Below are 12407 nucleotides of genomic sequence, written 5' to 3' on the forward strand. Positions count from 1 at the left end.
GGACTACTGGCAGGCCCGCGCAAGCCGCGCCATCGGCGGCACGCTCGCGCATCGCGAGCCTCCTACAACAGGCGCGCCACGTCGTTGAACACCGCGAGCATCATCAGGCCAACCAGCAGGCCGATGCCCAGGCGTTGCGCAATCTCGCCAAAACGCTCCGGCACGGGGCGCCCGGTCAAAACTTCCAGCGAATAATACAGCAAAAGCCCCCCATCTAGAACGGGTATAGGGAGCAAATTCATCACGCCCAGACTGATGCTGATGAAGGCGACGAAGCTCAGGTAGCTGGCCGCGCCTATCCTCGCGGTCTGGCCGGCGTAATCGGCGATCGTGATGGGACCGGTCACGTTCTTCCACGACACCTCGCCCACGATCATCTTGCCGATCATCTTGAGCGTCATGGTGCTGGTGTCCCACACCTTGTCGAGCGCCTTGCCCAGCGCCGCCACGGGTCCAGCCCGCACGACGATCATATCCGGCATCTGCGCCACCATCGCGCCGATCTTACCGACTGTTACAGATCCTTTGCCTTCCTTTTCAGCGGCTGGCGTGACCGCCAGTTCCAGCGCCTGGCCGTCACGGCGCAAGCCGATGCGCACGCTCTTGCCGGCGGCCGGACGGATATGGTCGATGAAAGCGGGGCCGTCGGCCACGGCCACGCCGTCCACGCTCACCACCAGGTCGCCCGCCCGCATGCCCGCTTGCGCGGCCGCGCCGCCGGCCAGCACCTGCTCGATCACGGGCGCGGGCCGCGACAGCGTCAGGCCCAGGTGGCCCAGCACGTCGCCTTCCAGGTCCAGCGCGGCCAGCGCCGACGCGGGGATTTCCAGCGCGTAGCGGCCCATGCCGGGGCGTTCCACATCCAGCCGCGCCGCTTGCTTGTCGATGGCGGCCTGGATCACCTGCCAGCGCAGCTCGGACCAGCCAGCGACGGCGCGGCCGTTGATGGCCACCACCAGGTCGCCGCGGCGCAGGCCCGCCGTGTCGGCCGCGCTGGCGGCCACCGGCGCGCCCAGCTTGCTCGATGGTTCGGCCACGCCGGCCATGTACAGGCCCGCGAACAGGATAATGGCGATCAGGAAGTTGGCCAGCGGGCCGGCAGCCACGATGGCGATCCGGCGCCACACACTCTGGTGCGTGAATTCGCGGCGCAGGTCCTGCGGCGCCAGCGCGCCCAGGTCCTGCTCGCGCGCGTCGAGCATCTTGACGTAGCCGCCCAGCGGCAGCGCGGAGATAGCCCATTCCGTCTGGTCGGCGCCAAAGCGGCGCGACCACACCACCTTGCCCATGCCGATCGAGAAGCGCAGCACCTTGACCCCGCACCAGCGCGCCACCAGGTAGTGGCCCAGCTCATGGAACAGGATCAGCGAACCCAGCGCGACGATGAATGCCAGCAGGGTCTGGAGCGCGCTCATTTTGCGTGGCTACCGATGTAGGTTTCGGCCGCCGCGCGGGCCGTGGCATCCTGCGCCATGACGGCGGCGATACTGCTGGCCGCGCCGTGCGGCACACTGTCCATCACCTGCGCGATCACGCGGTCGATCTGGCGGAAGCCGATGCGCTGGTCGAGGAACGCTTGCACCGCCACCTCGTTGGCCGCATTCAGCAGGGCCGGCGCCGTGCCGCCCGCGCGCAGCGCGTCGAACGCCAGCGCCAGGCAGGGGAAACGCACGAAATCGGGACGCTCGAACTGCAGCCCGCCCATTTGGGTCAGGTCCAGCTGGGCCACGCCGGAGGCGATCCGCTCCGGCCAGGCCAGCGCGTGCGCGATCGGGGTGCGCATGTCGGGGTTGCCCAACTGGGCCAGCACGGAGCCGTCCACGTAGGACACCATCGAGTGAATCACGCTCTGCGGGTGGATCACCACTTCGATCAGGTCGGCCGGGGCGCCGAACAGCCAATGGGCCTCGATCACTTCCAGGCCCTTGTTCATCATGGTGGCCGAGTCAACGGAAATCTTGCGGCCCATGACCCAGTTGGGGTGCTTGCACGCTTGTTCGGGCGTGACGGCGTCCAGCGTGTCGACGGCGCGCGTCAGGAACGGGCCGCCGGAAGCGGTCAGCAGCACCTTGGCCACGCCGGCCGCCTCGGGCGCGCGGCCATAGCCGTGCGGCAGGCATTGGAAGATGGCGTTATGTTCGCTGTCGATCGGCAGCAGCACGGCGCCGCTGTCGCGCACCGCGTCCATGAACAGCTGGCCGGACATGACCAGCGCTTCCTTGTTCGCCAGCAGCACCTTCTTGCCGGCGCGGGCGGCGGCCAGCGTGGGTGCCAGGCCGGCGGCGCCGACGATGGCCGCCATCACGGCATCCACTTCGGCCGCGCTGGCGACGGCGCACAGGGCTTGCTCGCCGTATTCCACTTCCGTGCGCAAGCCCTTGGCCTGCAGCAGCGCGCTCAGTCGGGCGGCGGCGGCGGCGCTGCCGACCACGGCGCGCGCGGGACGGAATCGTTCACACTGGGCCGCCAGCTCGTCGACCCGGCTGTGGGCCGACAGCGCATACACGCTGTAGCGTTCGGGATGGCGGGCCAGCACGTCCAGCGTGGACACGCCGATGGAACCGGTGGCGCCAAGTATCGTGATGCGTTGCATAGCTACTTCCTTTACAGCCAGGAGCCGATCAGCGCGGCCATGGGCAGCACCGGGATCAGGGCGTCAATACGGTCCAGCACCCCGCCATGGCCAGGCAGCAGGTTGCTGCTGTCCTTCATGCCGGCGCGGCGCTTGAGCTGGGATTCGAACAGGTCGCCGGCGATGCTGGCCGCGACCATCAACAGCAGGATGGCCAGCGTGGCCAGCCAGCCCATGGCAGCCTGCAGCCGCACGGCGAAGGTATCCTGCAGCCACGGTGCCACGGGCGCGGCCACGATGGTGACGATGGCGATCAGCAATACGATGGCGGCGCCGCCCAGGGCGCCCTCCCACGACTTGCCGGGCGAGATGGTGGGCGCCAGCTTGCGCTTGCCGAAGGCCTTGCCGCAGAAATAGGCGCCGATGTCGGCCACCCACACCAGCGCCATGGCCGACAGCAGGAAGGCCGGCGAATGCTGGAACAGCGCCACGATGGCGTAGAAACAGCCGAACAAGGCGAACGCGAAGGTCAAGCCCAAGGTCCAGTTGGCCGCACCCTGCAGCGGCGGCAGCCCCATGCCCAGCGATGGCGCGAAACGGATCGCCCACAGCAGCGCGCACACGGCGAACAGCGAACTGACGGCGCCCGGCTTGGCGTGCCCCATGCCGTACACGAAGGCGGCCGCGCACACGGCCGCGAAAACGGGCGCCAGCTTCAGGCCGAACAGGCGCGCCGCCTCCCACATGGCGGCGCCGAAGAACAGCGTGGCCACCACCACGAAAGCGGGGAAATATTGGAAGAACAGGACCGGCAGCAACACCGCCAGCAGGACCAGGGCGGTCAGTATCCGAGTTTTGAGCATCAGCTTGTCTTTTCTGCCAATTGAGCGCCGGTGCGGCCGAAGCGCCGCTCCCGGTTCTGGTAGGACGCGATGGCCGCGTCCAGGTGGTCGATGGAAAAATCGGGCCAGTAGGCGTCCGTGAAGAACAGTTCCGTGTAGGCCAGTTGCCACAACAGGAAGTTGGAAATGCGCTGTTCGCCGCCGGTGCGGATGAACAGGTCCGGCTCGGGCGCATAAGCCATGGCCAGGTGTGGCGCCAGTTGCTCTTCCGTGAAATCGGTGGCGCCGGGATGGGTGGCCACCATCTTGCCCACCGCCTGCATGATGTCCCAGCGGCCGCCGTAGTTGGCGCACACGGTCACCGTCATGCGGGTGTTGGCGGCCGTCTTGCGTTCGGCGCTGGCGATCATGCCTTGCAGCTTGGCGTCGAAGCGGCTCAAATCGCCCACCACCTTGAGGCGGATATTATTGGCGTGCAGCTTGGACACTTCGCGTTCCAGCGCCGTGACGAATAATCGCATCAACAGCGACACTTCCTCCTCGGGCCGGCGCCAGTTCTCGGAACTGAAGGCGAACACGGTCAGGTATTCCACGCCGCGGCGGGCGCACGCTTCCACCACGGTGCGCACGGCTTCCACGCCCTTGACGTGGCCAGCCACGCGCGGCAAAAAGCGCTTGGTGGCCCAGCGGCCATTGCCATCCATGATGATGGCCACATGGCGCGGCACGGCGGGCGCATCCGGTACGGCGGTGGTCGAGCTCGAATATTTCATGAAAAAACTAATGCCAAAGTATAAAGTATTACAGCTGTACCGCTAAAACACAACAGGGGCCAGACCCGCGCTGGCGAAACCGGACAGGCCGGCCTTGCCAGGCGGGGTCTGACCCCGGAACGCCAGCCCGGCCGCTTACACCGTCAGCACTTCCTTTTCCTTCTCGGCCACCATCTTGTCGATGTCGGCGATGAATTTGTCGGTCAGCTTCTGCACTTCCTCGGACGAACGGCGCTCGTCGTCTTCCGAGCAAGCCTTGTCCTTGACCAGCTTCTTCAGCGATTCGTTGGCGTCGCGGCGGATGTTGCGCACGGCGATCTTGGCGTCCTCGCCCTCGCCCTTGCACAGCTTGACCATTTCCTTGCGGCGCTCTTCCGTCAGCGGCGGGGTCGGCACGCGGATCACGTCGCCCTGCGACGATGGGTTCAGGCCCAGGTCGGCGTCACGGATGGCTTTCTCGATGGTGGCCGCCATTTTCTTCTCGTACGGCTGCACGCCGATGGTGCGGGCGTCGATCAGGTTGACGTTGGCCACCTGGGCCAGGGCCGTTGGGCTGCCGTAGTATTCAACCATCACGTGGTCCAGGATGCCGGTGTGGGCACGGCCCGTGCGCACCTTGGCCAGGTCCGCGCGCAGGGTTTCCAGGGACTTGACCATGCGGTCTTGGGCGTTCTTTTTAACGTCAGCTAAGGACATTGCTGCTCTCCTGTATCTTGGGTAGGACTATCTGTAGATGATGTAGATGAAAATTTAAACGTGCACCAGTGTACCTTCATCCTCGCCCATCACGACGCGCATCAGCGCGCCGGGCTTGGTGATGGAGAACACCTTGATCGGCAGCTTCTGGTCGCGGCACAGCGCGAAGGCGGTGGCGTCCATCACTTGCAGGTGCTTGGCGATGGCTTCATCGAAGGTGATCGTCTGGAACAGGGTGGCGTGCGGATCTTTTTTCGGATCGGCCGTGTAGACGCCGTCGACCTTAGTGGCCTTGAGCACGATCTCCGCGCTCATTTCCGAACCGCGCAGGGCGGCGGCCGTGTCGGTGGTGAAGAACGGGTTGCCGGTGCCGGCGGCGAACACCACCACCTTGCCTTCTTCCAGGTACTGCAGCGCCTTGGGGCGCACATACGGTTCCACCACTTGCTCGATGCCGATGGCCGACATGACGCGCGCCGTGATGCCCACGTGGCGCATGGCGTCGGCCAGGGCCAGCGCGTTCATCACGGTGGCCAGCATGCCCATGTAGTCGGCCGTGGCGCGGTCCATGCCCTGGGCGCCGGGCGCGACGCCGCGGAAGATGTTGCCGCCGCCAATGACGATCGCCAGTTCCACACCCATCTTCGCCACCTCGGCCACATCGGCCACCATCCGCTCGATCGTGCCGCGGTTGATGCCGTACGGGTCATCACCCATCAGGGCCTCGCCGGACAATTTGAGGAGGACGCGCTTGTAGGCTGGTTTTGACATGAGCTGGGGCTCCTTAGTTAATTTATTCGGGTGTGACTGCCGGCGGACGGTTCCAGTACGCGATGATACCGCGACCGCGTCGCTGCGCGCCGGGGTGCTACCACCCGCCATGCCCGGGGTGGCCGGGAGGGCGGGTTAAAAAAACGGGCCTCGCGGCCCGTTTCACATTACGCTCCTTTGGAAGCGGCCATTTGCGCGGCCACTTCAGCAGCGAAGTCGTCTTGCTTCTTCTCGATCCCCTCGCCCACCACATACATGGTGAAGGCTTTCACGGTGGTCGCTTTTTCTTTCAGCATCTGCTCGATCGACTGCTTGTCGTTCTTCACGAAGGCCTGGTTCAGCAGGGACACTTCTTTCAGGAACTTCTGCACGGAACCTTCCAGGCGCTTGGCCAGGATTTCCGGCGACTGGGCAGGCTTGCCTTCAGCGGCGGCCTTGGCGGCGTCTTCTTCCGCTTTCAGCTTGGCCACCGAGCGCTCTTTTTCGATCAGTTCAGCAGGCACCTGGTCCGACGACAGCGACACTGGCTTCATGGCGGCGATGTGCATCGCCACGTCCTTGCCCACTTGCTCGTCGGCGCCGTCGAACTCGACCATCACGCCGATACGCGAACCGTGCAGGTACGACGCCAGCTTGGCCGAAGTGGCGAAACGCTGGAAGCGGCGGATCGACATGTTCTCGCCGATCTTGCCGATCAGGGCCGAGCGCACTTCGTCCAGGGTCTTGCCATCGCCCGCAGGCAGGGCCAGCAGGGCGGCCACGTCGGCCGGGTTGTGTTCAGCCACCAGTTTGGCGGCGGTGTTGGCCAGGTTCATGAAGTCATCGTTCTTGGCCACGAAGTCCGTTTCCGAGTTCACTTCCACCAGGGCGCCCACGCCGTTGGCGATGAAGGTCACCACCACGCCTTCAGCCGTGATACGGGCCGATGCCTTGGATGCTTTGCCGCCCAGCTTGACGCGCAGGATCTCTTCCGCGCGAGCCATGTCGCCATCGGCTTCCGTCAGGGCTTTTTTGCATTCCATCATTGGTGCGTCGGTCTTGCCGCGCAGTTCGCCTACCATCGCTGCAGTAATCGCTGCCATGTGTTTCTCCTGTATTCTGTGGGGGTTGTGGTGTGGGGCGGCGCACGGTACGGCGCACAGCGCCCGGTCCACGACATTAAAAAAAAGGGGGAGCTGCTGCCACCCCTTTTTCCTTGCTACTGACGAACCGACAATTAAGCCTGTTCGTTCACTTCGACGAACTCGTCGCCAGCAGCAGCCTTGATCATTTCAACGACTTCGTTACCAGCAGCGGCACGGCCTTCCAGGATGGCGTCAGCCACACCGCGGGCGTACAGCATGATGGCTTTCGAGGAGTCATCGTTACCTGGGATCACATAGCTCACGCCTTCTGGCGAGTGGTTGGTATCGACCACGCCGATGACAGGGATGCCCAGTTTTGCCGCTTCGGTGATCGCACCTTTGTGGTAGCCGACGTCAACGACGAAGATCGCGTCAGGAACGCCACCCATCTCCTTGATGCCGCCGATCGACTTCTGCAGCTTGACCATTTCGCGTTGGAACATCAGCGCTTCTTTTTTCGACAGCTTCTCGACGGAACCGTCTTCGATCGACGCTTCCATGTCTTTCAGGCGCTTGATCGAGGTCTTGATCGTTTTGAAGTTGGTCAGCATGCCGCCCAGCCAACGCTGGTCGACGAAAGGAACGCCTGCGCGCTGAGCTTCAGCGGCGATGATGTCGCGGGCTTGACGCTTGGTGCCGACCATCAGGATGGTGCCACGGTTCGAAGCAACCTGTTTCACGTGCTTCATCGCTTCTTGATACATACCCATCGTCTTTTCCAAGTTGATGATATGGATCTTGTTGCGGTGACCGAAGATGAACGGTGCCATCTTTGGGTTCCAGAAACGGGTTTGGTGGCCGAAGTGGACACCGGCTTCCAGCATTTCGCGCATAGTTACGGACATAATAAACTCCAGGGTTGGGTCTGGAATCCGATCAGTCACCTTGACGGCACCCTTGTCGACCGGATTCGCTTGTGTAGTTAAAAATCAAACGTTTTTACAACATTGCTCGAAAGCGAATTCAAGCAACCCGAGATTCTACTCCAAAACAACACCCCTGATCAAGTCCAACGTGGCGCGCGGCCAGCATAGTAGCAAGTTCACACCTGAACCTTTCGACAACATTACCCGTGTCAAGAAATATCGATGTCATCTTGCTGAAATATTTTTAATGTTTGTGGCTTAAACAGCAGCAATAAGTTGTTGAATCGTATTATCATTAGGAAAACTATAGTTCTGTAATGGCAATACCTGCTTGCAGGACACTATAAACCAGCAAAACAATGGGAAGACCAACATCATGTCCATCGCTCTCGCTGTCACACTCGCCGCCCTGTCCACCGTGCAGCCCAGCTGTTCCTGGGACCGCCCCGGCGTGAATCCCTACTCGGGCAATGCGAATGCGGCCATTGACCGCTACACCGATCTGCCGCCATCCGTGCGCGCGGAACTGAAGAAGAAAATCGCCAGCAAGCAGCCCGACGACATGGTCAATATCACCCGCGACGCTATTACCAGCGACAGCAGCGGCGCCTATGACCCCGCCATCCGCGACATGCACTTTGGCGCCGCCTCCGTGTGCCACAGCGTGACCCGCAACAAGTGGGCCAAGACGCGGGTCGAACCGGCGGCCGTCTATTGCGCGGAAAACCACTGTATCCTGGTGCCCAAGATCTGCGGCAATGTCAGCCGCATCAACCGTCCCGCCGCGCCCGTGGCCCACAACGCGGAAGACGGCGCCGGTGGCCGCGCACCTATCCTGGTAGCGGCCGCCGCCCCTGTGGTCGTGGTGCCGGCCGAAGCGCCGATGATGGTGCAAGCGCCGCGCGAAGTCCAGTTCGCGCCGCCGGTGCCGATCGTCGCGCCACCCGTGTTCGTCAACGCCGCGCCCCCGTTCGAAGTCCAGGTGGGCGCGCCACACTTGCCGCCGACCCCGCCGGTGCCGCCACCCGTGCCGGAACCGGACACCTGGGCCATGCTGCTGGCCGGTGTTGGCTTGCTGGGCTGGCTGGCCAAGCGCCGCGCCGCCTGATTCCCCCTCCCCTGCGGGCGCGCGGCACAGCCAGCGCGCCCGCGGCGCTTTTGCCGGGGCCGCTTTTGCCGGGGCCGCTTTTGCCGACATTCCCGGTCAGCACGACGCGTCCCGCCTCGTTTATAATTTCACGCTACTGCACGCCGCGAGCACGGACCTGAGGTTCGACCTGCTCGCCGCCTGCGTTTTCCCCGTTTACTTTGCAGATTGCGATCCACTATGTCGATTACCATCAACACCGCCGAAGACATCGCCGGCATGCGCGTCGCCGGCCGCCTGGGCTCCGAGGTGCTGGACTACATCACCCCCTTCATCAAGGCCGGGGTCACCACCGGGGAACTGGATCGCCTGTGCCACGAATACATGGTCAACGTGCAGGGCACCATCCCGGCCCCGCTCAACTACTGCCCGCCCGGCTACACGCCGTTCCCGAAAGCCATCTGCACCTCCGTCAACGACGTGATCTGCCACGGCATCCCCGGCGACAAGGTGCTCAAGAACGGCGACGTGGTCAACCTCGACATCACCGTCATCAAAGATGGCTACCATGGCGACAACAGCCGCATGTTCTTCATTGGCGAACCGTCCATCCTGGCCAAGCGCCTGTCGGACATCACTTATGAATGCATGTGGCTGGGTATCGCCAAGGTCAAGCCGGGCGCCTTCCTGGGCGACATTGGCCACGCCATCCAGCAGCACGCGGAAAAGGCCGGCTACAGCGTGGTGCGCGAATTCTGCGGCCACGGCATCGGCAAGGTGTTCCACACCGAACCGCAAGTGCTGCATTACGGCCGCCCCGGCACGCTGGAGGAACTCAAGCCCGGCATGATCTTCACCATTGAACCGATGATCAACGCCGGCAAGCGCGAGATCCGCGAAATGGGCGACGGCTGGACCATCAAGACCAAGGACCGCAGCCTGTCGGCCCAGTGGGAACACACCATCCTGGTCACGGAGACGGGCTACGAGGTGCTGACCCTGTCGGCCGGCAGCCCGCCGCCGCCAGCCTTCATCGGCAACGCCACCGCGGCCGCGTAAGCACCATGCCGGCCGCCGCGATGAAGAAGGATCTCAGGGAACAGCTCAAGCGCCAGCTCAAGGCCGACCGCCAGCTCGTCATCGCCGCCTTCCAGGCCGACGGCATGCCGGAAAAGCTGCTGCGCAACCTGCGCCAGAGCGTGGACGCGGTGCTGACGGAAGCCTGGCACGCGGCCGCGCTGCCGGACGACACGGCCCTGATCGGCGTGGGCGGCTACGGCCGGGGCGAACTGTTCCCCCACTCCGACGTCGACCTGCTGATCCTGCTGGCGCGCGCGCCCGACGATACCACCCGCGGCAAGCTGGAGGAACTGGTGCAACTGCTGTGGGACCTGGGGCTGGAGATCGGCCACAGCATCCGTACCGTGGACGAGTGCATGACGGAGTCGCAGGCCGACATCACGGTGCAGACCAGCCTGCTCGAAGCGCGCCTGATCTGCGGCGACCAGCCCCTGTACGAGGAGCTGCAGCGGCGCTACCAGGGCGCCATGGACCCGCAAGCGTTCTATCACGCGAAAATGCTGGAGATGCGCCAGCGCCACGCCAAGTACGAGGACACGGCCTTCAGCCTGGAGCCGAACTGCAAGGAGAGCCCGGGCGGCCTGCGCGACCTGCAAGTGATCCTGTGGATGGTCAAGGCCGCCGGCCTGGCCAATTCGTGGCGCACGCTGGCCACTTCGGGGCTGATCACCCAGACCGAGGCCAAGCAGCTGATGGAAAAAGAGCGCGCCTTCAAGGACATCCGCGTGCGCCTGCACCTGCACGCGGGCCGGCGCGAGGACCGCCTGGTGTTCGACGTACAGACGGCCATCGCCGAGACGCTGGGTTTCCAGGCCACCGGCAGCGGCATCAACATGCGCCGCGCCAGCGAATACCTGATGCAGCGCTACTACTGGGCCGCCAAGACCGTCACCCAGCTCAACACCATCCTGCTGCAGAATATCGAGGAACGGTTGTTCCCGAAATCGGGCGTGGCCGTGCCCATCAACGCGCGCTTCAATGAGCTCAACGGCTTCATCGACATGAACGATGACGACACGTTCGAGCGCACCCCGTCGGCCGTGCTGGAAATCTTCCTGCTCATGACGCAGAACCCCTCGCTCAAGGGCATGACTTCGCGCACCATGCGCGCGCTGTGGCACGAGCGCTTCAAGATCGATGCCGGCTTCCGCCAGGACCCCGTCAACCGCGCCCTGTTCCTGCGCATCCTGCAGGCGCCGGTGGGCATCATCCACACGCTGCGGCGCATGAACGACCTGTCCGTGCTGGGCCGCTACCTGCCCAACTTCCGCAAGATCGTGGGCCAGATGCAGCACGACCTGTTCCACGTGTACACGGTGGACCAGCACATCCTGATGGTGGTGCGTAACATGCGCCGCTTCACGATGACGGAACACGCGCACGAATATCCGTTCTGCAGCCAGTTGATGGCCAACTTCGCGCAACCGTGGGTGCTGTACGTGGGCGCCCTGTTCCACGACATCGCCAAGGGCCGCGGCGGCGACCACTCCAAGCTGGGCACGGTGGACGCGGCCCAGTTCTGCCACGACCACGGCATGAGCGAGGAAGACACGGAACTGGTGGTATTCCTGGTCGAGAACCACCTGACCATGTCGCACGTAGCGCAGAAGCAGGACCTGTCGGACCCGGACGTGATCGCATCGTTCGCCAGGGTGGTGCGCGACGAGCGCCACCTGACGGCGCTGTACCTGCTGACGGTGGCCGACATCCGCGGCACCAGTCCCAAGGTGTGGAACGCGTGGAAAGGCAAGCTGCTGGAAGACCTGTACCGCATCACGCTGCGGGTGCTGGGCGGCGAGCACCATTCGGCCGACAGCGAACTGAAAAACCGCCAGCACGAGGCGCTGGCCACGCTGCGCCTGTACGGCCTGCCGCCGGATGCCCACGAAGCGCTGTGGAAGCAGCTCGACGTGGCCTACTTCCTGCGCCATGACGCCTCGGACATCGCGTGGGAAACGCGCGCGCTGTACAACCGCATGGACAGCGCCCAGCCGGTCGTCAAATGCCGCCTGGCGCCGATCGGTGAAGGCTTGCAGATCGCCGTCTACGTGCGCGACCAGGCCGACCTGTTCGCCCGCATCTGCAGCTATTTCGACCGCAAGAATTTCAGCATCCTGGACGCCAAGATCCACACCACGCGCCACGGCTACGCGCTCGACACCTTCCTGGTGACGGAGCAGAACTTCGCCAAGAGCTACCGCGACATCATCAGCCTGATCGAGCACGAATTGTGCGAACTGCTGACCACCCAGACGGCCTTGCCGGCGCCCGGCAAGGGCCGGCTGTCGCGCCTGTCGCGCAGCTTCCCGATCCAGCCCACGGTCGATCTGCGGCCCGACGAGCGGGGCCAGTATTACCTGCTGTCAGTGGCCGCCAACGACCGCACCGGCCTGCTGTACGCGATCGCCAACGTGCTCACCAAGTACAAGATCAACCTGCACACGGCCAAGGTGATGACGCTGGGCGAGCGGGTGGAGGACGTGTTCCTGGTCGATGGCGCCGCCCTCAGCAATGCCCGTCTGCAATTGCAGCTGGAAACCGATTTACTGGACGCGCTCAAGGTGTGAGCCGCGCGTCCGCCCTACTGAAGAAATAA

The 12407-nt window shown here is 64.2% G+C and carries 11 protein-coding genes; 3 read left to right on the forward strand and 8 right to left on the reverse strand.

The features are described from left to right. Window positions 1–62: 62 nt before the first annotated feature. The 8 genes from rseP to rpsB all read right to left on the reverse strand — a co-directional run bounded on the left by rseP (window position 63) and on the right by rpsB (window position 7623). A complete protein-coding gene (rseP, locus tag H3H39_RS16950) occupies window positions 63–1415 on the reverse strand; it encodes an RIP metalloprotease RseP (RefSeq protein WP_182154659.1) in 1353 nt (450 codons plus the stop codon). Next, the gene (gene ispC / locus H3H39_RS16955; RefSeq protein ID WP_182154661.1) at window positions 1412–2593 is read right to left on the reverse strand and encodes a 1-deoxy-D-xylulose-5-phosphate reductoisomerase; all 1182 of its coding nucleotides are present in this window, start codon (window positions 2591–2593) and stop codon (window positions 1412–1414) included. Before ispC ends, rseP begins: the two co-directional genes overlap by 4 nt. Window positions 2594–2604: 11 nt before the next feature. Continuing rightward, entirely contained in the window at window positions 2605–3435 is an 831-nt protein-coding gene (locus tag H3H39_RS16960) for a phosphatidate cytidylyltransferase (protein ID WP_182154663.1), read from the reverse strand. Then, complete coding sequence (gene uppS, locus H3H39_RS16965; RefSeq protein WP_182154665.1) at window positions 3435–4187, reverse strand: polyprenyl diphosphate synthase; 753 nt, start codon at window positions 4185–4187, stop codon at window positions 3435–3437. The genes H3H39_RS16960 and uppS overlap by 1 nt, the downstream gene beginning before the upstream one ends. Window positions 4188–4322: 135 nt before the next feature. Then, window positions 4323–4883: a ribosome recycling factor gene (gene frr, locus H3H39_RS16970; protein ID WP_182154667.1), complete on the reverse strand. Its 561-nt coding sequence runs from the start codon at window positions 4881–4883 to the stop codon at window positions 4323–4325. 54 nt (window positions 4884–4937) lie between these two features. Next, window positions 4938–5654 carry a UMP kinase gene (gene pyrH / locus H3H39_RS16975; protein ID WP_182154669.1) on the reverse strand — a complete coding sequence of 239 codons (717 nt, stop codon included), beginning with the start codon at window positions 5652–5654 and terminating at the stop codon, window positions 4938–4940. A gap of 167 nt (window positions 5655–5821) precedes the next feature. Further along, window positions 5822–6736, reverse strand: a complete 915-nt coding sequence (tsf, locus tag H3H39_RS16980; RefSeq protein ID WP_182154670.1) for a translation elongation factor Ts — start codon at window positions 6734–6736, stop codon at window positions 5822–5824. A gap of 134 nt (window positions 6737–6870) precedes the next feature. Then, entirely contained in the window at window positions 6871–7623 is a 753-nt protein-coding gene (gene rpsB / locus H3H39_RS16985) for a 30S ribosomal protein S2 (protein WP_182154672.1), read from the reverse strand. A 397-nt stretch (window positions 7624–8020) separates the two neighbouring features. Between rpsB and H3H39_RS16990 the strand changes: the two genes are divergently transcribed. The 3 genes from H3H39_RS16990 (at window position 8021) to H3H39_RS17000 (ending at window position 12378) form a co-directional block, all read left to right on the forward strand. Beyond that, a complete protein-coding gene (locus H3H39_RS16990) occupies window positions 8021–8752 on the forward strand; it encodes an MHFG family PEP-CTERM protein (RefSeq protein ID WP_182154674.1) in 732 nt (243 codons plus the stop codon). Window positions 8753–8971: 219 nt separating this feature from the next. Then, window positions 8972–9790 (forward strand): type I methionyl aminopeptidase, encoded by an 819-nt coding sequence (map, locus tag H3H39_RS16995; RefSeq protein ID WP_182154676.1) that lies wholly within the window; start codon window positions 8972–8974, stop codon window positions 9788–9790. Window positions 9791–9810: 20 nt separating this feature from the next. Beyond that, window positions 9811–12378, forward strand: a complete 2568-nt coding sequence (locus tag H3H39_RS17000) for a [protein-PII] uridylyltransferase (protein WP_182154678.1) — start codon at window positions 9811–9813, stop codon at window positions 12376–12378. Window positions 12379–12407: the final 29 nt, after the last annotated feature.

This window comes from Rugamonas apoptosis, assembly GCF_014042355.1.
Lineage (GTDB): Bacteria > Pseudomonadota > Gammaproteobacteria > Burkholderiales > Burkholderiaceae_D > Rugamonas > Rugamonas apoptosis.